Origin of the sequence: Streptomyces polyasparticus, from assembly GCF_014493765.1 — a bacterium.
GTDB classification, from domain to species: Bacteria; Actinomycetota; Actinomycetes; order Streptomycetales; family Streptomycetaceae; genus Streptomyces; species Streptomyces polyasparticus.
The window spans coordinates 36732-58932 of record NZ_JACTVJ010000016.1 but is presented as its reverse complement, the minus strand read 5'-3'; the positions used below and the strand labels follow the sequence as shown (position 1 = coordinate 58932).

General features: G+C 71.5%; 16 protein-coding genes and 1 tRNA gene. 11 read left to right on the top strand and 6 right to left on the bottom strand.

Going from position 1 to position 22201, the window contains the following annotated elements; genetic code table 11:
* Positions 1-107: 107 nt before the first annotated feature.
* A tRNA-Gln gene (locus H9Y04_RS30000) sits at positions 108-179 on the bottom strand.
* An 8-nt stretch (positions 180-187) separates the two neighbouring features.
* Positions 188-1054, bottom strand: coding sequence for a hypothetical protein (locus H9Y04_RS29995; RefSeq protein ID WP_187817229.1), 867 nt, complete (start codon positions 1052-1054; stop codon positions 188-190).
* A 166-nt stretch (positions 1055-1220) separates the two neighbouring features.
* On the opposite strand from H9Y04_RS29995, the gene H9Y04_RS29990 reads away from it, so the two are divergent.
* Positions 1221-2558 carry a sensor histidine kinase gene (locus tag H9Y04_RS29990; RefSeq protein ID WP_187817228.1) on the top strand — a complete coding sequence of 446 codons (1338 nt, stop codon included), beginning with the start codon at positions 1221-1223 and terminating at the stop codon, positions 2556-2558.
* 123 nt (positions 2559-2681) lie between these two features.
* Here H9Y04_RS29990 and H9Y04_RS29985 read toward each other — a convergent pair whose 3' ends face one another.
* Both H9Y04_RS29985 and H9Y04_RS29980 read right to left on the bottom strand, forming a co-directional pair.
* Positions 2682-3176 (bottom strand): SUKH-3 domain-containing protein, encoded by a 495-nt coding sequence (locus tag H9Y04_RS29985; protein ID WP_187817227.1) that lies wholly within the window; start codon positions 3174-3176, stop codon positions 2682-2684.
* Positions 3176-3709 (bottom strand): YwqJ-related putative deaminase, encoded by a 534-nt coding sequence (locus tag H9Y04_RS29980; protein WP_187817226.1) that lies wholly within the window; start codon positions 3707-3709, stop codon positions 3176-3178. Before H9Y04_RS29980 ends, H9Y04_RS29985 begins: the two co-directional genes overlap by 1 nt.
* Positions 3710-4015: 306 nt before the next feature.
* On the opposite strand from H9Y04_RS29980, the gene H9Y04_RS29975 reads away from it, so the two are divergent.
* The 4 genes from H9Y04_RS29975 to H9Y04_RS29960 all read left to right on the top strand — a co-directional run bounded on the left by H9Y04_RS29975 (position 4016) and on the right by H9Y04_RS29960 (position 9554).
* Positions 4016-5032 carry an SMI1/KNR4 family protein gene (locus tag H9Y04_RS29975; RefSeq protein WP_187817225.1) on the top strand — a complete coding sequence of 339 codons (1017 nt, stop codon included), beginning with the start codon at positions 4016-4018 and terminating at the stop codon, positions 5030-5032.
* Positions 5033-5039: 7 nt separating this feature from the next.
* Positions 5040-7784 (top strand): SUKH-4 family immunity protein, encoded by a 2745-nt coding sequence (locus tag H9Y04_RS29970; RefSeq protein WP_187817224.1) that lies wholly within the window; start codon positions 5040-5042, stop codon positions 7782-7784.
* A gap of 227 nt (positions 7785-8011) precedes the next feature.
* Positions 8012-8959 carry a DivIVA domain-containing protein gene (locus H9Y04_RS29965; protein ID WP_187817223.1) on the top strand — a complete coding sequence of 316 codons (948 nt, stop codon included), beginning with the start codon at positions 8012-8014 and terminating at the stop codon, positions 8957-8959.
* 166 nt (positions 8960-9125) lie between these two features.
* Positions 9126-9554, top strand: coding sequence for a DUF4440 domain-containing protein (locus H9Y04_RS29960; protein WP_187817222.1), 429 nt, complete (start codon positions 9126-9128; stop codon positions 9552-9554).
* Here H9Y04_RS29960 and H9Y04_RS29955 read toward each other — a convergent pair.
* Positions 9551-11194: an MDR family MFS transporter gene (locus H9Y04_RS29955; protein ID WP_187817221.1), complete on the bottom strand. Its 1644-nt coding sequence runs from the start codon at positions 11192-11194 to the stop codon at positions 9551-9553. The two genes, H9Y04_RS29960 and H9Y04_RS29955, sit on opposite strands and share 4 nt — an antisense overlap.
* 390 nt (positions 11195-11584) lie before the next feature.
* Between H9Y04_RS29955 and H9Y04_RS29950 the strand changes: the two genes are divergently transcribed.
* Positions 11585-12373: an ABC transporter ATP-binding protein gene (locus H9Y04_RS29950; RefSeq protein ID WP_187817220.1), complete on the top strand. Its 789-nt coding sequence runs from the start codon at positions 11585-11587 to the stop codon at positions 12371-12373.
* Positions 12370-14943 carry an ABC transporter permease gene (locus H9Y04_RS29945; RefSeq protein ID WP_187817219.1) on the top strand — a complete coding sequence of 858 codons (2574 nt, stop codon included), beginning with the start codon at positions 12370-12372 and terminating at the stop codon, positions 14941-14943. Before H9Y04_RS29950 ends, H9Y04_RS29945 begins: the two co-directional genes overlap by 4 nt.
* A gap of 90 nt (positions 14944-15033) precedes the next feature.
* On the opposite strand, the gene H9Y04_RS29940 is transcribed toward H9Y04_RS29945, so the two are convergent.
* The gene (locus H9Y04_RS29940; protein ID WP_187817218.1) at positions 15034-16548 is read right to left on the bottom strand and encodes a DUF2079 domain-containing protein; all 1515 of its coding nucleotides are present in this window, start codon (positions 16546-16548) and stop codon (positions 15034-15036) included.
* 396 nt (positions 16549-16944) lie between these two features.
* Between H9Y04_RS29940 and mfd the strand changes: the two genes are divergently transcribed.
* The 4 genes from mfd to H9Y04_RS29920 all read left to right on the top strand — a co-directional run bounded on the left by mfd (position 16945) and on the right by H9Y04_RS29920 (position 22191).
* Positions 16945-20490: a transcription-repair coupling factor gene (gene mfd / locus H9Y04_RS29935; protein WP_187817217.1), complete on the top strand. Its 3546-nt coding sequence runs from the start codon at positions 16945-16947 to the stop codon at positions 20488-20490.
* Positions 20491-20566: 76 nt separating this feature from the next.
* A complete protein-coding gene (locus H9Y04_RS29930; protein WP_187817216.1) occupies positions 20567-20866 on the top strand; it encodes a hypothetical protein in 300 nt (99 codons plus the stop codon).
* Positions 20863-21270 carry a hypothetical protein gene (locus tag H9Y04_RS29925; RefSeq protein WP_187817215.1) on the top strand — a complete coding sequence of 136 codons (408 nt, stop codon included), beginning with the start codon at positions 20863-20865 and terminating at the stop codon, positions 21268-21270. The genes H9Y04_RS29930 and H9Y04_RS29925 overlap by 4 nt, the downstream gene beginning before the upstream one ends.
* A gap of 48 nt (positions 21271-21318) precedes the next feature.
* The gene (locus H9Y04_RS29920; protein WP_187817214.1) at positions 21319-22191 is read left to right on the top strand and encodes an SCO6745 family protein; all 873 of its coding nucleotides are present in this window, start codon (positions 21319-21321) and stop codon (positions 22189-22191) included.
* Positions 22192-22201: the final 10 nt, after the last annotated feature.

Genomic DNA, 22201 nt, shown 5'->3' with positions numbered 1-22201 from the left:
TCGGCTTCGGATGTTGTGCGGGGGGACATCCGCAGGATACCGGGGCTTACTTGGCGTGAAACGAGGACGGGTCCTGACCACTTGGTCAGGACCCGTCCCGAGCGTTGCTCCGCCACCAGGACTCGAACCCGGACAAAGGCCACCAAAAGACCCTGTGCTGCCGCTTACACCATGGCGGATTGCTGGATCAGAGGATACCGGAGTCGCCATCGCTGCCAAGCACGATTCCGTTCCACCAGCCTTCGACGCGACGGTAGAGCTCGGCGCTCTTCAGCACCCCGACCACCAGGCATCCCCGGTAGTTCTCGCCGACGTTCTTACGGATCGTCTTCGGGTTGTGCTTCTTGATGGTGGTCTTCTGGAACTCGTCCACGCTGACGCCCACCTGGTCTGCCCAGTACTGCTCGGCGCCTTCCACGTCGGCTGTCAGGTGAATCATGACGCGGTATCTGAGGTTCTCGGGTGCCACGCCGAGCAGCTTCAGCCAAGCGAGATAGACCTTGATGACTCCCGGATCGCTGTTGACGAACAGCACCTTCTCGCGACGCGAATACGACTTGTCCTTGGCTCCCTCCGCCCAATACAGGGCAGCTCCGACGAGAAGCAGATCTCGTTCGCTGAGCGCGCCGATCTCCCCGGCGGAGACGCGCTTTGTCTCCTGCCGCTCCTCCTCGCGTCGCGCCAGCGTGGCCTCCCAGCCCCGCCTCGCGATGGCGGAGGCTTCCTCGCGGGTGCGCGTCCGCTCCGGCTTCGGCAGATCCCGCACCCACAGCGAGATCGAACTCTTCGAGCACCCCAGCTCCACCTGGATCTGGTCGTACGTCAAGCCCTGGAGCCGTAGCTCCCGGGCCTTGGCTCTCAGGCCGTCCTTGGCGTTCGGCCGCTTCGTCCACTCCGGTGCGGGCTCGCCTTCGAGGAGTCGGTTGAGGAGGTCGTTGTTGTCGACGTGGAGGCGGTCGCGGATCTGGCGGCGGCTGAGGCCTTCTCGGCGGAGGGCCACCGCCTGCTCGCGCAGTCCCTCGAAGTCGGCGTACTTGCTGGTGATTTCCGTCATGTGGTGATCGTGGTCCGGAATGCGGACGTCCGGGTCGAAAGTGTGAGCGGTTCAGTTGTTCGAGGGAAAGTGGGGTGTTTGCCTTGCGTTCCCGGATCCGCCGCCTAGTGCGCCGTACCGGAAACTCACCGGAAAAGCGGACCGGCCCGCCCGTAGGCTGGTCGGTATGACCACGACGGGGGAAGTGCACCACCAAGCGGCCGGGGGGCTGTGGTGGTGGGGACGGCGGCGCAGTGCCGTGTTCGATATCGGGCTCGCGGTGCTGTCCGCGGCCGAGTGCGGGGTGGAGGGGTTCGCGTTCGCGCAGCGTGGGGGGCTGCCGGTCGGGATAGGTGTGCTTGTCGGCGTCCTCGTCGGGGCGACGCTCGTGCTGCGGCGGCGGTGGCCGATCGCCGTGGTGCTCATCTCCATCGCGGTGTCGCCGGCCAGCATGGGGTTCCTGCTGACGGTCGTGGGCCTGTATTCGCTGGCGGCCTCGGACGTGCCGCGCCGGATCACGGTCTGTGTGGCGGGGATGTCGCTGGTCGGCACCTTGATCGTGGTGTGGGCGCGGATGATGCAGGACCACGACCGGCTGCAGTTCGGCGGCTGGTTCGTGCCGTTCATGGCGATCACGATGTCGCTGGGGCTGACCGGCCCGTCCGTGCTGCTCGGGTTGTACGTGGGTGCGCGGCGGCGGCTCATGGAGTCGTTGCGGGAGCGGGCGGACAGTCTGGAGCGTGAGCTGCAGCTGCTTGCGGAGCGGGCCGAGGAGCGGGCGGAGTGGGCGCGGGGCGAGGAGCGGACGCGGATCGCCCGGGAGATGCACGATGTCGTGGCGCACCGGGTGAGCCTGATGGTGGTGCATGCGGCGGCGCTGCAGGCGGTGGCGCGCAAGGACCCGGAGAAGGCCGTGAAGAACGCGGCGCTCGTGGGGGACATGGGGCGCCAGGCGCTGACCGAGCTGCGGGAGATGCTCGGGGTGCTGCGGGCGCATGAGCCGAAGCCGGAGCCCGCGCCGGAGCCGGTGCGCGACCGGGAGGCCGCGCGGGACCGTGAGCCGCTTGCCGCGGTGGGTGCGGCGGCCGCGGCGGCCGCGTTCCGTGCGGAGGTGGAGCAGGGGCCGTGTCTGGCCGAGGTGGACGCCCTGGTGGAGCAGTCGCGGGCCGCGGGGATGGTGGTCGAGCTGCTGGTGGAGGGCGAGGCTGCCGAGTGTTCCCGTGAGGTGGAGCAGACCGCGTACCGGGTGATCCAGGAGGGTTTGACGAACGTCCACAAGCACGCGCCGGGTGCGAAGGCGCGGGTGCGGGTCGCGCACCGGGCGGGCGAGGTGGCGATGCAGGTGGAGAACGGTCCTTCGCCGGAGGGCGCGGACGACGGCGCCCGGCTGCCGAGCGGCGGGAACGGTCTGGTGGGGATGCGGGAGCGGGTGGCGGCGCTCGGGGGAGTGTTCGTGGCGGGGCCGACGGACGCGGGCGGGTTCCGGGTGTCCGCGGTGATTCCGCGCGAGCCGGGCGCCGGCTGACCGGCCTCCCCGTGCGGGATGACGCCGGGCGCTCCTCGTACGAGATGAGGCGTTCTCTCCCGTACGAGACGAGGCGCCCTCTCCCGTACGAGATGGGCGCCCTCTCTCCGTACAGGACGAGGCTCAGCCCGACGTGAGCCGCCCCGGCATCGCTCCCGAGATCAGCGTCGTGAGGGCGGTGTCGATGTCGCGGCCGAGGTACCAGTCGCCGGTGTGGTCGAGGCTGTAGACGCGGCCGGTGGCGTCGATGGCGAGCAGGCCCTGGCCGGCGGAGTCGGCGCCGAGCGGGCAGACCTCTGTGTCGAGCGCGCGCCCGAGGTCGCCGAGTGTGCGGGCCATGTGCAGGCCGTGCAGCGGGTCGAAGTGCACGGTGGCGGGGGCGATCTGGCGGCCGGGGCCGCCGGGCGTGAGGTGGAGTCCGCCGAATTCGGCCCAGGCCTCGACGGCCGCGGGGAACACGGTGTGCCGGTGTCCTGCGGGTGACACGTGCGAGCGCAGTGCGTCGGCCCAGTACTCGGCGCGCTTGATGTCCCAGCGTCCGGGCTGCCAGCCGGCTTCGCGCAGCGCTGCGTCGACCGTGATGGCGAAGCGTGTGGTGGACGTGCGGTCGGCTGACATCAACGGGCGTTCCCTGTGGGGGTTTCGGACGGTTCGGGTTCGACGACGCGTACGCCGAAGTGGGCGATCAGGGCGGTGCAGGAGCGGCAGGGCGGGGCGAAGCTGCCGTGCAGCGGGTCGCCGTCCTCGCGGATGCGGCGGGTGGTGAGCTTGGCGTGCTTGAGCGCCTTGCGGGCCTCGCCGGGTGTGAGCGGCTTGCGCTGGGCGCGCTTGGAGCGGGTGCTCTCGTGGGCGGTCAAGTGCCGCGAGATCAGGGTGACTTCGGGACATCGCCCGGTGAATCTCTCGCGCTGGCCGCTGGTGAGGGTGTCGAGGAAGTCCTGGACGAGGGGGTGCTGCGCGGGTGGCGTGTCGCCGCGTCCGGCGGTGGCGGTGAGGGTTTCACCGCGTACGGAGAGGGCGGCGGCGACGGTGGGAAGGATGCCGTCCCTGCGGTGCGTCAGGACCGGTGCGGCGTGTTCGTCCTCGGACGACCATGTCAGGCGTGGATCGCCCGCTTTGGGTGTCGATGGTGGTGTTTGTGCGGTGTGCATTGGTGATGCATCCCTCCCCGTGCTGCGGCTGTGGCCGCGTCCCCCGTACTCGCGTGCACTCCCCCGAGTGCGGTGACCAGCCTGCCAAATGGGGCGGGTGATGTGGAAGGCGGGATCAAATGTCCCTTCCGCACCGGGGTAATTGTCCGTTCCGTTACGCAACCGGTTCCGCCTGACTGTCACGGCTGTGTGACAGCTGGTCATGGTGCCGGAGGCCCGGTGACCGGTGTTGCGCCAGCGCATAGGCTGGGGCGCGACAAGCCATACGTATGGGCCGTACGAACAGTGCCGCAGGGGGCAACCGCCATGACGACAGGTCGGCTCGGGGAGGGCGCGCCGCCCAGTGCTTCAGGCTGGGCGCAGGCCGCGCCGCCGAACGCGGCCTACGCCGGTCAGACCGTGCACTTCCCGGACCCCGTGCGAGCGGGCCGGCACCCCAGAGGTGTGCGCATGGACGACCGCGGCTACCCGGACTTCTCCGCGTACGCGCGCGCGGCGGCCGAGATCGCGGAGCCCCCGGAGGGCTTCGGTGTCGACGAGCTGCGCCTGACGGACTATGTGTCGGCGAACGCCGCGATGGCGGCCGAGGGCCATGAGCTGTGGGACACGATCCCTTCCGTGGCGACTCCGCACGGCTGGACCTGGCACCACGTGCCCGGCACGCGCCGGCTCGAACTGGTCCCCGTCGAGGTCAAGGCGCTGCTTCGGCACCACGGCGGTCTGGCCACGGCGGACGTGGACCAGAACAAGCGCGGTACGCGTCCGCTGCAGGAGACCCGGCCTGCGCACTTCGGTCTGCCGAAGGGCTCGGTGGCGGTGACCGAGCAGCAACTGCTCGGTGTGGAGGAGGACTTGGGGTACCGCCTGCCGGGCGCGTACCGCGGGTTCCTCAAGGCGGCCGGCGGCTGCGCGCCCGTGGGGGCCGCCCTTGACGCCGAGTTGGGGCTCCTGATCGACCAGCCGTTCTTCACGGTCCGCGACGAGGCCGCGGTCAATGACCTCGTCTACATCAACAAGTGTCTGCGCGATCACCTCACCAAGGACTATCTGGGTGTGGCGTTCGTGCAGGGCGGCATCCTCGCGGTGAAGGTGCGGGGCGAGCGGACCGGTTCGGTCTGGTTCTGCGCCTACGACGACGCGCGGGACAGCGGCGAGACGGCCGAGTGGTCGGTCGCCGAACGCGTACAGCGGCTGCTGCTGCCGTGCGGTGAGGACTTCGACGCATTTCTGGCCCGGCTCGCCGGCAATCCGCCCGAGCTGGAGACCGTGGCCAACCTGATGGTGGACGGCGGCTTCGCGCGCGCCGTCCCGGTGGGGGAGTGACCTTCCGATGGTGACCTTCGCGCAGGCGCAGGAGCGCGCGGAAGAGTGGATCAACGGCGATGTGCCCGCGTACCAGCACCGCGAGGTGCGGGTGCGGGAGTTCGACCTCGGCTTCGTCGTGTGGGCGGAGGACCGCGAGGACGGTCCGCGCTCGGACGGCGGCCGCCAGCGGCTCGTCATCGCGCGCGGCAGCGGCGAGACCACGCTGTGGCCCGCGCTGCCGGTGGGCGAGGTGATCCGGCGGTACGAGGAGGCGTACGGGGTCGTCGACGCGGCCCAGGACACCGCGGAGCCGGCGAAGCCGGAGCGGGTGGACCTCAACCAGACCTCGTTCCTGCTCACTCCGCCGGAGTGGCTGCAGGAGGCGGCGGACCGGATGGGGATTCCGGACCGGCGGGAGGCGGGCTCGGGGGCTTCCTCGGGTGCGTCCGCGGGTGCTGCTTCGGGGGCGTCCGCGTCCCCCGCGCCTGGCTCCCCTGTCTCCGGCTCCCCTGTCTCTGGCCCCTCTGCGTCCGGCGCCCCGGCTCCCGCGGCTTCCGCCTCCTCCGCTTCGTCCGTCTCCTCGGATTCCTCGGGCGGTACGGGCCCGGGGTCCGGGTCCGCCGCCCCGTCACCGATCCCCACGCCGGCCCCCGCCCCTGCCAACGACCGTGCGCAGAGCGGCAGTTCCGCCGCGGCGCCCGGTGGCACCGCGTGGCCGAGCGCCGGCGGTGCGGAGCCCGCCGCGCCGGAGAGCGCGACGCCCTGGGCCGGTACCGACACCAACGGCGCCGACCAGCCCGCCACGATGTTCGCGCCGCCGCTGTCCGGCTCGGACGACGACAGCGACACCCCGCCGCCCGCGGCCGCGCCCGAGGCCAAGACGGCGCTGATGTCGGGCGGCAGCCAGCTGCCGCCGACCGCCGTCTCGCCGGCCATAGACGGACCGGATCCGTCGTACGGCTACCCGCAGCAGCCGGGCGGCCCGGGCCAGGCGACCCCGCCGCCCGCGCAGGGCACCGCGCCGCCGGCCGCCCCCGCGGCGCCCTCGTACGTCCACCCGCAGCGGCCCGCGCCCGGGCAGCCCGCGGCTCCCGGCGCACCGCGGCCGCCCGCCGCCCCCGGCGCGGGCGCCGACGACATCGCCAACGCCGCGACCAGCAAGGCCGCCCCGCCGCGCGCCGCACGCGGCAGCGGTGCGAGCACGCCCGCGCCGCCCGGTGCCCCCGGCACCCCGGGTGCGCGCCCGGGCGCGGCCCCGCCGCCGCCCAGCGCGCCCGGTGCGCCCGGTGCGGGCAACGCCTACGTACCGACGCAGATGGTGTCCTCGCTCGGACCCGACGGGCCGCAGCCGCCCGGACCGCCCGCGCCGCCCGCCGGCGGCAGCTCCGGCGGCGGTGTGCACCATGCGGCCACGATGCTGGCCGGTCCCGACCCGAGCGGTCCCGCCGCGCCCCAGCCGCCGGGCCCGCCCGGCGCTCCGGGTGCCGGTGCCCCGCAGCCGCCCGGTCCGCCCGGCGTCCCCGGCGGCACCCCGCCCGGTGGTGTGCACCACGCGGCCACGATGCTGGCCGGTCCCGACCCGAGCGGTCCCGCCGCCCCGCAGCCCCCGGGCCCGCCCGGTGCTCCGGGCAGCCAGCCGCCCGGCGCGCACCACGCTGCGACGATGCTCGCGGGCCCCGGCGGTCCCGGCACGCCCGCGCCGCCCGGTCCGCCCGGACCGCCGCCCGGCGTCCAGCAGCCGGCCGGTCCCGGTCCCCAGCCCGCGTACGGCTATCCGCAGCAGCCCAGCGGACTGCCGACCGTCGGCCCCGGCTACCAGGTGGTCGTCAGCTACCGCGCGCCGGACGGCAGTCAGCAGCAGCTGATCCGCCGTTCCGCGCCCGGCACCCCGCACCCGGAGTGGCAGATCTTCCATGAGCTGCGCGGCATGAACGTGCCCGCGGACCAGGTTCTGGAGATCCACACCGAGCTGGAGTCCTGTGATCTGCCGGGCGGTTACTGCGCCCGCATGATCAAGGAGCAGTGGCCGCAGGCGCGGATCACGACCGTCGCCCCGTACGGCGCGGACCATGCCTCGCGTCAGCAGGGCATGCAGCTGCTCCTGGGCCACCAGGGCGAGTTGCACCAGGTCGCCGACGGTCCCGCGCGTCTCGCGCCGGTGCGTGCGCCGCTGCCGCCGGTGCAGCCCGCGCCGCCGGTCGGTCCCGACGTCGTGGGCCAGGAGCTGGCCGGCGCGTTCGGGCCGCAGGGCGTGTTCCGGTTCGACCAGCGCGCGGTGTCGCGTCAGGGCGTGCCCGAGGTCGTCGCGACGACGCTGGTGTGGGCCGGTCTGCCGGTGGACTTCAACCCGTTCTTCTGGGCGCAGGCCCAGCCGGGCCGCCCGGTGCCGACGCTGGCCGAGCTGGCGCAGGAACGCGGGGTGCAGCCGGCTTCGGACGCGGGCTCGTATCTCGTGATGGGCAGCGACTTCGGGCGCGCGATCTGCGTCCAGTACGGTACGGCGCACATCGTCGCCGTACCGGTCGAGTCGGGTCCGGGCGGAGCCCCCGTACCGCCGCAGTTCGTGAACTCCGGGCTGCCGGAGTTCGCCCGCTGCCTCGCGATGCTCGGCCGTATGTGGCGCCTTCGCTACGGCCTCAACCAGGAGCAGGCGGGCCGCTGGACCGTGGACTTCCAGGCCCAGCTCGCCGCCCTCGACCCTGCGGCGCTCTCGTCGCCGGAGACCTGGTGGTCGGTGCTGCTCGAGCAGATGTGGGACGGGCTGCTGTAGCAGCCTGTCCGCCGAAGGGCCGCTTCCGTCGTACGTGGACGGGGGCGGCCCTTTCGTCTGCGCGCACGCCGCCGTGCGTCCCGTACATCCCGTTTCGCTTTTCTGTGTCCTATTGACGCATGCTTGATCAGCTCAGTGCGCGGAGTGTCGCGTTATGAGTGGTTCGGTGCGATCCATCAGGATGTGCGCCGGATCGGTTGTCAGCGGCAGGTGAGAGGGGCTTCCAGATGAGCACGGCACGTTCGGCGACGTCGACTCATGAGTTCAGCACCGTACGCGGCCGCGGCTACCGCCCCGAGCAGGTGGACGGCGCCGTCGACCGGCTCTCGCGCGACCGCGACGTGGCCTGGGAGCGGGCCGCGCGCCTGACCGTGCTCGCCAAGGAGATGGAGTCCGAGGCCGCCCGGCTGCGGGACACCGTCGACCGGCTCGCCCCGCAGACCTACGAGACGCTCGGCGAGCGCGCCCGCGAGATTCTGCTCACGGTCGAGGAGGAGGCGCAGGCGGTGCGGGCCGCCGCGCAGGACGAGGCGCAGTGGCTCGCCGACGAGGCCGCCGCATACGAGCGCGATCTCCAGGACGCCGCCCGCGCGTACGCCGACGAGCTCCGCGGCCAGGCCGAGGACCGGGCGCGCCAGACGCTGATCACCGCGCAGCGCACCGCCGACGACGAGCGCATCGCCGCCCGCCGCGAGGTCAAGGAGCTGCGGGGCGAGGCGCTGGCCGCGCTGCGCGACATGCGCACGCGGACGGAGGCGATGCTCACCGACCTCGGCAAGGAGCAGGAGGAGGCGTGGGCCGCCGCGGAGGAGGCGTCCGTACAGGAGCGTGCCGCACTCGACGCGCGCCATGCCGAGCTCGCGGCGCGGGCCGAGGAGCAACTGTCGGCGGTGAAGCGGGAGTTCGCCGAGGCCGAGGAGGCCGTGCGGCACTGCGAGGAGGACGCCCGGGCGAGCGCCGACGAGCTGATCGCCGAGGCGCGGATGCGGGCGGAGCGGATCGAGCGCGAGACGCAGCGCCTGGAGCGTGAGTACGCGGACCGGGCCGAGGAGATGCGGGCGCACATGGAGCATGTCCGCAGCAGCCTCGCGTCCCTGGGCATGGCCGGGCGCGAGCCGGGTGAGAGCTCGGGCGGCGGGACGGTTCCCGGGCCGGCTTCGGGGGCGGATTCCTGAGGGGCGGGCCGCAGAGGCCCGGGATCTCCTGACTTCGGCGCGTGACGCAGCTCACGCCGAAGGCTCCGTATTCAAGTTTGACTAGTCGCGAGAGGCGGTATACCTTCTCTTGCGCGACCAGTTAGTCAAACTTGATTAGCTGGTATCCGGACTCCGAGGAGAGTGCATGACCTTCCTGCCCGACACCGGTTACCTCCCGACCACCGAAGACCGCGAAAGCCTGGACGCCTGGTTCGCCCGGTACGACGAGGCGAGCGGCAAGCGTGACATCGAGCGCATGGCGAACATGGCGGTCTTCCCGCTCAACCTCGTCAGCGACGACTCGGCGGGCAACGGCCGCTCGGCGCAGTGGGACCGCGAGCAGTTCGTGGCCACCATGACCCATGTGATGGGCGACGGCAGCCAGGACATCACCTTCGAGTCCACCCGGACCCCGGTGTTCCTGTCCGCCTCGATGGCCGTCGTGTTCACCGATTCGACGATGACCATGGACGGCCAGTCCCAGCAGCTGCGGTACGCCGACATCCTGCTGCGGCGCGACGGCGAGTGGGCGTTCCAGACGATGATCCAGGGCGGCTGGGGCGACAACCTCTAGGCGCCGTGCGGCGGTTGAGGCGGGGCGGGCGGCCCCGCCTCGACCGGTCCGCTCAACTCCTCGGGTTCCTTCGGTGCGGCCTCGTCCGACGTCGGCGCCGCCTCGTCCGCCACCGGCTCCTGCACCACCGGCTCCTGTGCCGCCGGCTCCTGCGGCAGTACGGGGAAGCGGCGCGGCGCCAGGAGCAGCAGAAGCAGCAGGGTGATCACCGCGGCGGCGGCCGCGCCGATGTGCACCCACTCGACGGCGGCGTCGATCGAGCGGCGGACCGTTTCGTCGCCGGGCGTGCGCGCGACCGTGTCCAGGTCGGTGCCCGCGCCGAGGCGGCTGACGATGACCGCGTTGGCGATCGCGCCGAACACCGCCGCGCCCAGGGTCTGGCCGATCTGGCGGCAGAACAGGACGGACGCGGTGGTCGTGCCGCGTTCCGCCCAGCCGACCGTGGACTGCACGCCCACGATCAGGGGCAGTTGGACCTGGCCGAGCGCGGCGCCGAGCAGCAGCATCAGGAGCGCGGGCTGCCAGGGCGAGCCCGGGTAGGGCAGCAGCGGGAACGCGGCGAGGACGAGGGCCGCGCCCGTGATGCCGATCAGCGCGGTGTTGCGGAAACCGATCCGCGTATAGAGGTGCTGGCTCAGCGCCGCCGACAGCGGCCAGCTCAGGATCATCGCCGAGAGCACGAACCCGGCCTCGGTGGGCGTCAGCCGGAGCACCGACTGCGCGTACGTGGGGATGAAGACGGTCGGCGCCACCATCACCAGGCCCAGCGCTCCCAGGCCCAGATTGACCGCGGCGATCGTGCGGCGCTTCCACACCCAGCCGGGGATGATCGGCTCGGCGGCGCGGCGCTCGATGAGGACCGTGGCCGTGAGCAGTGCGGCAGCCGTCGCGAACAGCGCGACCGACGGGCCCGAGAGCCAGGGCCAGGCGACCCCGCCCTGCACGAGCGCGGTCAACAGGACGCCGCCGGAGGCGAATACGGCGAGCGCGCCGGCCCAGTCGATACGGCCCCGGCCGCGGTCCTGCCGTACCGGCTCGTGCAGATGGCGCGCGACCAGCCACAGCGCGAGCAGGCCCACCGGCAGGTTCACCAGGAAGATCCAGCGCCAGTGCGCATACGCGACGAGAAGTCCGCCGATGGCCGGGCCCGCGATCGAGGAGAGCGCCCAGACCGCGGACAACTTGGCCTGGATCTTGGGGCGTTGCTTGAGCGGATACAGATCGGCGGCCAGCGTCTGGACCGTGCCCTGGATGGCGCCGCCGCCCAGGCCCTGGAGGATGCGGAAGCCGATCAGGGCGGCCATGTTCCAGGCGATGCCGCACAGGAGCGAACCGATGAGGAAGAGGACCATGCCGGCGAGCAGGACCGGCTTGCGGCCGAAGGTGTCGGAGAGCTTGCCGTAGACGGGCAGCGTGACGGTGACCGCGAGCAGATAGCCGGAGAACAGCCAGGAGAAGTACGAGAAGCCGCCGAGGTCCGCGACGATCTGCGGCACGGCCGTGGCGATGATCGTCGATTCGAGCGCGGCCAGGGCCATGGAGAGCATGAGGGCGGCGACCACCGCGCCCCTGCGGTGACTGTCTGCCGGACTCGCTATGTCGTCCTGCGTCCCACCCACGAAGATCCTTTCCCCCTGCATCTATTTCCGACGGGGACACCTTCTCACTTGCTCCTGACGCAGGGGGAGGGTGGAGGCTGCTCGCGGCGGAGGGTGCAGGGGCCCTGATGTCCGCTCCACCGAGGGGTGGAGAGCCCCTAGGGGTGGGTCCGCACTACGGATCGGGGAGGGGTCGTCCTCCTGAAGGACGAAGTGGCGTGCGGGCGTTCCTAGCCTGGTCACAGGCCGGTACTGAGGCCGGCCGCAGCGCACGGGGTGGGGTTTTCCCCAGCAGAAGACTGCGCTGGGCCTCAGCGCGCAAGACCCCTTCCCACCAGCAGACTTGAGCACGTACCGAGACGGTCCTCGCCCGATGTGCTCGCTGCCTTTCGCTGCTTTCCCGCTGCTTTTCTACCTAGGAGACGACTTCACGTGACTACGGCTGTGACCACCCCCGGTCCCGGGGTAACTGGAGGGCGTACGGCTGTCGCCGCCCGGGCGCGGCAGGTCGTGAAGGCGTACGGCAGCGGGGAGACCCGGGTCGTCGCCCTCGACCATGTCGACGTGGACATCGCCCGCGGACAGTTCACCGCGATCATGGGCCCCTCCGGCTCCGGCAAGTCCACGCTGATGCACTGCCTCGCCGGGCTCGACACGGTGAGCAGCGGCCAGATCCACCTCGACGAAACCGAGATCACGGGCCTGAAGGACAAGAAGCTCACGCAGCTGCGCCGCGACCGGATCGGCTTCATCTTCCAGGCGTTCAACCTGCTGCCGACGCTGAACGCCCTGGAGAACATCACGCTGCCGATGGACATCGCGGGCCGCAAGCCGGACAAGCAGTGGCTGCAGCGCGTGGTGGAGACGGTGGGCCTGGCCGAGCGCCTCAAGCACCGGCCCAACCAGCTCTCCGGCGGTCAGCAGCAGCGCGTGGCCGTGGCCCGCGCCCTGGCCGCGCGCCCCGAGATCATCTTCGGTGACGAGCCGACCGGAAACCTCGACTCGCGTGCGGGCGCCGAGGTGCTCGGCTTCCTGCGGCGCTCGGTGGACGAGCTCGGTCAGACCATCGTGATGGTCACCCACGACCCCGTCGCCGCCTCGTACGCGGACCGCGTCCTCTACCTCGCGGACGGCCGGATCGTGGACGAGATGCGCCAGCCGACCGCCGACCAGGTCCTCGACCGTATGAAGGACTTCGACGCGCGGGGGCGTACGTCGTGACCGTGCTCAGGACCTCGATGCGCAACTTCTTCGCGCACAAGGGCCGGATGGCGCTCTCCGCGATCGCCGTCCTGCTCTCCGTCGCCTTCGTGTGCGGCACCCTCGTGTTCACGGACACGATGAACACCACCTTCGACAAGCTCTTCGCGGCCACCTCGCCCGATGTGACCGTCAGCCCCAAGAACGCCGGTGACGGCGACGAGGACCCGCAGTCGGGCAGGCCCGACGCGCTGCCGGCCTCCGTGGTCGAGCAGGTCGAGAAGGCCGAGGGCGTCAAGTCGGCCGAGGGCGCGGTCATGTCGATGAACGTGACGGTGGTGAACTCCGCGAACGAGAACATGGGTTCCACCGGCGGCGGTCCCACCATCGCCGGCAACTGGACGCAGAACGACACCCGCACGATGGAGATCACCGAGGGCCACTCGCCGCGCGGCCCCACCGAGGTGATGGTCGACTCCGACACCGCCGACAAGCACGGCCTGAAGCTCGGCGACGAACTGCGCACCATCAGCGTCAACGGCGACTTCACCGCGAAGATCGCCGGTATCGCCTCCTTCAAGGTGACCAACCCGGGCGCGGCCGTCGTCTACTTCGACACCGCCACCGCGCAGAAGCAACTCCTCGGCAAGACGGGCGAGTTCAGCCAGATCGCGGTCACCGCGGCCCCCGGCGTCACCCACGAACAGCTGAAGAAGAACGTGGCGGCCGAGCTCGGCGCCGGCACGTACAAGCTGCAGACCCAGACCGAGGCCGCCGACGCGAACCGCAAGGACGTCGGCGAGTTCATGGACATCATCAAGTACGCGATGCTCGGCTTCGCCGGAATCGCGTTCCTGGTCGGCATCTTCCTGATCATCAACACGTTCTCGATGCTGGTCGCCCAGCGCACCCGCGAGATCGGCCTGATGCGGGCCATCGGGTCCTCGCGCAAGCAGGTCAACCGCTCCGTGCTCGTCGAGGCCACGCTGCTCGGTGTGTTCGGCTCGATCCTCGGGGTCGGCGCGGGCGTCGGGCTCGCGGTCGGCCTGATGAAGATCATGTCCTCGATGGGCATGAACCTCTCCACGGACGACCTCACGGTGCAGTGGACGACCCCCGCGATCGGCCTCTTCCTCGGCATCGTCGTCACCGTCCTCGCCGCGTATCTGCCCGCACGCCGGGCCGGCAAGGTCTCCCCGATGGCCGCGCTGCGCGACGCCGGCACCCCGGCGGACGGCAAGGCGGGTCTCGTACGGGCGCTCGTCGGCCTCGTCCTCACCGGCGCCGGTGTCTTCGGCCTGTACACGGCGGCCACCGCCGACACGGCCGGCGACGGCTCGATGTGGCTGGGCGGCGGAATCGTCCTCACCCTCATCGGCTTCGTGATCGTCGGACCGGTGCTCGCGGGCGGTGTCGTCCGGGTCATCAGCGCCCTGGTCCTGCGTATGTTCGGTCCCGTCGGACGGATGGCGGAGCGCAATGCGCTGCGCAACCCGCGGCGTACCGGTGCCACCGGAGCGGCGCTCATGATCGGCCTCGCGCTGGTCGCCTGCCTGTCCGTGGTCGGCTCCTCGATGGTGGCCTCGGCCACCGACCAGCTCGACAAGTCGGTCGGCGCGGACTTCATCATCCAGGGCCAGCAGCGCATCGTGCCGCAGGCCGAGAAGGCCGTCCAGGACAGCCCGGACCTGGAGCACGTCACGCGGTACAAGATGGCCGAGGTCGCCATGACCGCGCCGGACGGCAGGACCGAGAAGAAGACCGACGTCATCGCCGCCGATCCCACGTACCCGAAGGACCTGCGCCGGGAGACCACGGCGGGCGAGCTGTCGGACGCGTACGCCCTCGACTCCCTGTCGGTCGGTTCGGACTACGCCAAGGAGTACGGGGTCAAGGTCGGCGACACCGTCACCGTCGCCTTCAAGGGCGGCGAGACGGCGAAGCTCGAGGTCGCCGCGATCACGGACGACGACTCGACCTTCGACCAGGGCGCGCGGTACATGTCGCTCGCGACGCTGGAGAAGTACCTGCCCGCCGACCGGATCCCGCCGAACACGATGATGTTCGCCAAGGCCGAGGACGGCCGGGCGGACGCGGCGTACACGGCGCTCAAGGACACGCTGAAGCAGTACCCGCAGTACGAGGTCCGTGACCAGTCGGACTACAAGGAGGAACTGAAGAGCCAGGTCGGCCAGTTGCTCAACATGGTCTACGGTCTGCTCGCCCTCGCGATCATCGTCGCGGTCCTCGGTGTGGTGAACACCCTGGCCCTCTCGGTGGTCGAACGGACCCGGGAGATCGGCCTGATGCGGGCGGTCGGCATGTCGCGGCGCCAGCTGCGCCGGATGATCCGCCTGGAGTCCGTGGTGATCGCCCTCTTCGGCGCGCTGCTCGGCCTCGGGCTCGGCATGGGCTGGGGCGCCACGGCGCAGCGGCTGCTCGCCCTGGAGGGTCTCGACGTCCTGGAGATCCCCTGGCCGACCATCATCGGCGTGTTCATCGGCTCGGCCTTCGTGGGCCTGCTCGCGGCGCTGGTCCCGGCGTTCCGCGCGGGCCGCATGAACGTCCTGAACGCCATCGCCACGGATTGATCCGGCGGCGGCTACGGTAAGGGTCCGGCCCGGGTGCACATCCTCCATGTGCACCCGGGCCGGGCTGTTTTCCGTCGGGAGCGGCGGCGGTCAGACGACGCGCTCGAGGACCAGGAACCCGCCCGCCGAGCCCAACTCCTGGAAGCGGGCGTCGGGATGGAGGCGCCGGGCCTCGGCAACCGGATCCCGGTAGCGGCCCGCCCGGTTGTCCAGAGCGAGGTAATCGGGCGTCACACCACGGGAGTTGCCGATCCACAGGACACGGCAGCGGCCGGCGAGCCGGCTGATGGGCCCGATGTTCGATTCGACGGTGGCCCCGTCGGGAATCCGGCCGAGCAGCGCGTCCGCCTGACGCGCATACGCGGGGACGCGATACGTCGCCGTATCGGTGAGCGTGCCCAGCGGCAGCGAGACGGTCAGGGCGAGTGCCACGGCCGCGATCGCGAGCGGCGCCCGGTCCGCGATCCGGCGCAGCTTCGGGCGCCCGCCGTGCAGGGTCCGGGCTATCCCGTCGGCCGCGGCGAGGACGATCACCGGCATGAGCACGGCGCTGTAGTGCCAGTCGGTGCCCCAGTACGAGTCGTCCGAGGAGACGAAGCGCCAGCCGAGGGTGGGCAGGGCGATCAGGGCGAGGGGCGAGCGCAGGGCGAACAGGCCCGTGGGCAGCAGCAGCCAGGCCAGCGTGTGCAGTTTGACCTCGAACCCGGCGAACGGGCTGGGGAAGCCGCCGTCGAGACGGTTCCAGTACTCGTAGCTGCCGAGGGTGTTGAAAGCCGGGATGATCCAGAAGAAGACCAGCAGGGCGGCCACGACCCCGAAGGCGGCCACGGCGAACGCGTACGGAACAGCGGTCCGTGCCCGTTCCACGTCCGGCCCGTCGACGGCTCCCGCCCCGCCCTCGCCGCGGCCGGATGTCACCCGCCCGTGCGCCCGCCAGGCCACGACCAGGGCGATCGCCGTCAGCGTCGGGCCCTGGTCCTCCTTCACGAGGACCAGCGGCAGCGCCCAGAGCAGCGCGGCGCGCCAGCGTTCGGCGAGCAGCGCCTCGAGCGAGAACGCGATCAGCGGTACGGCGAAGGCGATCTCGTGGAAGTCGAAGTCGACGGCCCGCTGCAGGCCCCATGACAGGCCGTACGCGAGCCCCAGACAGAGCCCGCCGCCACGGCCGAGCAGCCGGCTCGCGGCCCGCGTCACCGGCACCACGGACAAGGCGAACAGCGCCGCCTGCGCCACGAGCAGCGTCACCGGCCCCGGGAACAGCCGGTAGAAGGGCGCGATCAGGGCCGTGACCGGGCTGAAGTGGTCGCCGAGGATATGCGCGCCGGGGCCCTTCAGATCGGCGATCGGCGCCTGCAGCTGCGCGTATCCCCGGATCGCCTGCTCGAAGATGCCCAGATCCCACGAGCGCGTGCCGAACTTCTCCCACCGCAGCACGGACACGGTGGTGTACGCGACGAAGAGGAGCCCCGCGAGCCCCCAGGGCGCGAGACCCCACGTGTCGCGCGCCCGCCGGGCTCCCTTGCGTACGCCGGACGACGCGGCGGCCTCGTCCGCGCCCTTGCCGGAGGCGTCGGACGCGGCGGACGGATCGACGGCGGTGCGCATGCGGGGTCCTCGGGAGTGCTCGGGTTCCAAGCGGTCGGCGGGTACCGGGGCGGCGCCCCCGGTGACCACCGGGGGAGGCGCTCCCTGGTGACGCCAATTCGAACACGGCGCGGACGCACGTTCGCGCCGGGGCGACACGACCGCCTCCGGCGTGCGAGCACGGCCGGCCCGGCAACCGCCTTCGATGTGCGAGCACGGCCGGCCCGGCAACCGCCTTCGATGTGCGAGCACGGCCGGCCCGGCAACCGCCTCCCGCACGCGGCCCCGCCCCGCCCGGAACCCCGGAGCGCACGCACCCCCGCAGGCGTACCCTGGAGCCATCCCCGGCCCGCCCTCCGCGCGAAGCCGGGTGTTCGCGTTGCCCGAGAACTGACCATCCGGACGGGAAAACCCTTCATGAGCCTGCACGGTCTGCTCGATGCCGTAGCCGAAGACGCCGCCCTCGTGGAAGCCGTGGATGCCGCACGGGACGCGAACCGGATGCACGTGGACCTGGTCGGCCCGCCCGCCGCCCGTCCCTTCGCGATCGCCGCGCTCGCCCGCGAGACCGGCCGTACCGTCCTCGCGGTGACCGCCACGGGACGCGAGGCCGAGGATCTCGCCGCGGCGCTGCGGTCCCTGCTGCCCGAGGAAGGCATCGCGGAGTACCCGTCCTGGGAGACGCTGCCGCACGAGCGCCTCAGCCCGCGCAGCGACACCGTCGGCCGCCGCCTCGCCGTGCTGCGCCGGCTCGCCCACCCCACCGCCGACGCCGACCCGGAGACCGGCCGCGTCAGCGTGATCGTCGCCCCGATCCGCTCCGTACTGCAGCCGCAGGTCAAGGGCCTCGGCGACCTGGAGCCCGTCAGTCTCAAGCAGAACCAGACGGCTGATCTGAACGAGGTCGTCGAGGCGCTCGCCGCAGCCGCGTACGCGCGCGTCGAACTGGTCGAGAAGCGCGGCGAGTTCGCCGTACGCGGCGGCATCCTGGACGTCTTCCCGCCGACCGAGGAGCACCCGCTCCGGATCGAGTTCTGGGGCGACGACGTCGAGGAGATCCGTTACTTCAAGGTCGCCGACCAGCGCTCCCTGGAGATCGCCGAGCACGGCCTGTGGGCCCCGCCCTGCCGCGAGCTGCTGCTCACCGAGGACGTACGGGCCAGAGCGGCCACGCTCGCCGAGCAGCACCCCGAGCTCGGCGAGCTGCTCGGCAAGATCGCCGAGGGCATCGCGGTCGAGGGCATGGAGTCCCTCGCGCCGGTGCTCGTCGACGAGATGGAGCTCCTGATCGACGTCCTGCCCAAGGGCGCCATGGCCGTCGTCTGCGACCCCGAGCGCGTGCGCACCCGCGCCACCGACCTGGTGGCCACCAGCCAGGAGTTCCTGCAGGCCAGCTGGGCCGCCACGGCCGGCGGCGGCGAGGCTCCGATCGACGTGGGCGCGGCCTCCCTGTGGGGGATCGCGGACGTACGGGACCGGGCCCGCGAGCTGGACATGATGTGGTGGTCCGTCTCGCCGTTCGCGGCCGATGAAGATCTGGGCTCGGACACCCTCAAGCTCGGCATGCACGCCCCCGAGACCTACCGCGGCGACACCGCCCGTGCCCTCGCGGACGCCAAGCAGTGGAACGCCGACGGCTGGCGCACGGTCTTCGTCACCGAGGCACACGGCCCCGCGACCCGCACCGCCGAGGTCCTGAGCAACGAGGGCATCGCGGCCCGCCTCGACAAGGACCTCGCCTCGAAGGCCGACCTCGCGCCGTCGGTCGTGCACGTCTCCTGCGGCTCCATCGACTACGGCTTCGTCGACCCTCAGCTCAAGCTCGCGGTCCTCACCGAGACCGACCTGACCGGCCAGAAGGCGGCCGGCAAGGACGGCGCGCGGATGCCGGCCCGCCGCCGCAAGGCCATCGACCCGCTCACCCTGGAGCCGGGCGACTACATCGTGCACGAGCAGCACGGTGTCGGCCGCTACATCGAGATGGTGCAGCGCACGGTCCAGGGCGCCACCCGCGAGTACCTCGTCGTCGAGTACGCGCCCGCCAAGCGCGGCCAGCCCGGCGACCGGCTCTACATCCCGACCGACCAGCTGGAGCAGATCACCAAGTACGTGGGCGGCGAGGCCCCCACGCTGCACCGGCTCGGCGGCGCGGACTGGACGAAGACCAAGGCGCGGGCCAAGAAGGCGGTCAAGGAGATCGCCGCCGACCTGATCAAGCTCTACAGCGCGCGCATGGCCGCCCCCGGCCACACCTTCGGCCCGGACACGCCCTGGCAGCGCGAACTGGAGGACGCGTTCCCGTACGCGGAGACGCCCGACCAGCTGACGACGATCGCCGAGGTCAAGGAGGACATGGAGAAGTCGGTCCCGATGGACCGTCTGATCTGCGGCGACGTCGGTTACGGCAAGACGGAGATCGCGGTACGGGCCGCCTTCAAGGCCGTACAGGACGGCAAGCAGGTCGCCGTGCTCGTGCCCACGACCCTGCTCGTGCAGCAGCACTTCGGCACGTTCTCCGAGCGCTACTCCCAATTCCCGGTCAAGGTACGGGCGTTGAGCCGCTTCCAGACCGACACCGAGGCCAAGGCCACGCTCGAAGGGCTGCGGGACGGCTCGGTGGATGTCGTCATCGGCACGCACCGCCTCTTCTCCTCCGAGACCAAGTTCAAGGACCTGGGCCTGGTCATCGTCGACGAGGAGCAGCGCTTCGGCGTCGAGCACAAGGAGCAGCTGAAGAAGCTCCGCGCCAACGTCGACGTCCTGACGATGTCCGCGACGCCCATCCCCCGTACGCTCGAAATGGCCGTCACCGGCATCCGCGAGATGTCGACGATCACCACCCCGCCCGAGGAGCGCCACCCGGTCCTGACCTTCGTCGGGCCGTACGAGGAGAAGCAGATCGGCGCGGCCATCCGCCGTGAACTCCTGCGCGAGGGCCAGGTCTTCTACATCCACAACCGCGTCGAGTCCATCGACCGCGCGGCCGCCCGGCTCCGCGACATCGTCCCTGAGGCCCGGATCGCCACCGCGCACGGCCAGATGTCCGAGACTGCTCTCGAGCAGGTGGTCGTGGACTTCTGGGAGAAGAAGTTCGACGTGCTCGTCTCGACCACGATCGTCGAGTCCGGCATCGACATCTCCAACGCGAATACGCTGATCGTCGAGCGCGGCGACAACTTCGGCCTCTCCCAGCTGCACCAGCTGCGCGGCCGCGTCGGCCGAGGCCGCGAGCGCGGATACGCGTACTTCCTGTACCCGCCGGAGAAGCCGCTCACCGAGACCGCGCACGAGCGCCTCGCCACCATCGCCCAGCACACGGAGATGGGCGCGGGCATGTACGTGGCGATGAAGGACCTCGAAATCCGCGGCGCGGGCAATCTGCTCGGCGGCGAGCAGTCCGGTCACATCGCGGGCGTCGGCTTCGACCTGTACGTACGCATGGTCGGCGAGGCCGTCGCGGACTACCGCCGGCAGCTGGAGACCGGCGAGATCGAGGAAGAGGCACCGCTCGAAGTCAAGATCGAGCTGCCCGTCGACGCACACGTCCCGCACGACTACGCGCCGGGGGAGCGGCTGCGCCTCCAGGCCTACCGCGCCATCGCCTCCGCCAACACCGAAGAGGACATCAAGGCGGTACGCGAGGAACTCACCGACCGCTACGGCAAGTTGCCCGAGCCGGTGGAGAACCTGCTGCTCGTGGCCGGGCTGCGGATGCTGGCCCGCGCCTGCGGGGTCGGCGAGATCGTGCTCCAGGGCAACAACATCCGCTTCGCACCCGTGGAGCTGCGCGAATCGCAGGAGCTGCGCCTCAAGCGGCTCTATCCGGGCACGGTCATGAAGCCGGCCGCCCACCAGATCCTCGTACCGCGCCCGAAGACGGCGAAGGTCGGCGGAAAGCCTTTGCTGGGGCGGGAGTTGCTGGGGTGGACCGGGGAGTTCCTGACGACGATTCTGGGGTCCTGAGGGGCTGGCGTCGAGGCGTCGGGCGCCCTTCTCCTACGCCCCTGCCGATGTTCATACGTCGTGTTACCCTCAAGGTGTGGCGAAGACTCGGGTGACGTTCACCATCGACCCCGCCGATGCCGAGCGGGTGCGGCGGGCCGCCGAACGGGCGCAGGTGACCGTGTCGGCGTACATCGAGGCCAGGGTGCTGGGGGCGGTGGAACGGGACGAAGCCATAGAGCGCACGTTCCGTGACGCAGATGCGGCCACCCGCGCCGCACACGCGGCCGCGGATGCCGCGATCTGGCCCGACCCTGAGCCGTTGTCCCCGGAGCGCAAGGCTGAACTCGACGGCGTGCTCGGTCGGTTCTTCGGTGGGGAGTCCCGGACGGCATGACGCCACAGGTTGTCTACGACAGCGGTGCGCTCATTGCTGTCGAGCGCGGCAGTGTGGACATGCGCTACTTGCACGGAGTGTGGCGGGCGGCTGGTGTGCGCCCCATCGTTCCGGGCCCGGTGTTGGCGCAGGTATGGCGGGGCGGGCCGCGTCAGTACCGGCTCGCGGAATTCCTGAAGCAGTGCCACGTCTTTCTCGGCTATACCGTGGACGACTACCGACGCGCGGGCTGGATGCTGGGGCAGGCGGACCTGCCGCCCACGAGACGACCGGACGCGGTGGACGCCCTTGTCGTGGTCACGGCTGTCCTGCATCATGCGGGGCTCATCGTCACCTCGGACCCGGACGACCTGGCCGCCTACTCCGCGACGATCGACTGGAAGGGCGAGGTCGTCTCCGTCTGAACCGCTTGGCCGGCGTCGACCTGCTGAGCCGTCCCGTGTGGAGGAACCGTGTCCGAAGCGATCGCGCTCAGTCGTGTGCGGCAGCTCTGGCATCTGAGCGAGCCCCTGCATGCCCTCCTCTACTACGCGCCCGAGGCCTTCGAGGAGGCCGCCGCGCTGGGCTACAAGACCGATGAGCGGTGGCCGAGTTACTTCGCCTGGCGTGCGGCGCCGCTCGGGGCGGCGAGTGCCGGGCTGGTGACCGCGGCCTTCTACAGCTTCAGCCCGCGGATGGTCGGCGAGAACATGGCCGGCGCATGGGACACGGCGTCCCCCGAGGCCGTGCTCGCGGCCCGTGGGCGCGCTGTCGACCGTACGTACCGTGCCGTGTTCGGTGACCGTATCGGCAGCCGCGAGCTCGCCCGCGCCGCGGCCCTCGCTCGGCAGGCGGCCGAGGCGGCGCCGCTCGCGGGCCGGCCGCTCGCCGCCGCCAATGCCGCGCTGACCTGGCCCGACGAGCCGCATCTGGTGCTGTGGCAGGCGCTCACGATCCTGCGCGAGCACCGCGGCGACGGGCATCTCGCGGCGCTCACCGTCGCCGGTCTCGACGCCGTCGAGGCCCTGGTGTCGTTCGCGGCCATCGGTGCCGCGTCCGTCGAGCGCTTCGAGAGCCGCGGCTGGAGCGCCGAGGAGTGGGCCGCCGCGCGTGAACGGCTCGTCGCACGCGGCCTGTTGGACACCGAGGGAACGGCGACCGAGGCCGGCCGTGCGCTGCGCGCCGAGGTGGAGCGCCACACCGATGAGGCCGCCGCCGCTCCCTGGCGTGCGCTGGGCGCGGCCCGGGTGGACGAACTGGCCGAGCTGCTCGGCGAGTTCTGGGTCGCCGCGCTCGGTTCGGGGCTGCTGCCCGCGGAGAACACGCTGGGGATCGGCAAGGTGTAGGCGGCCGCCC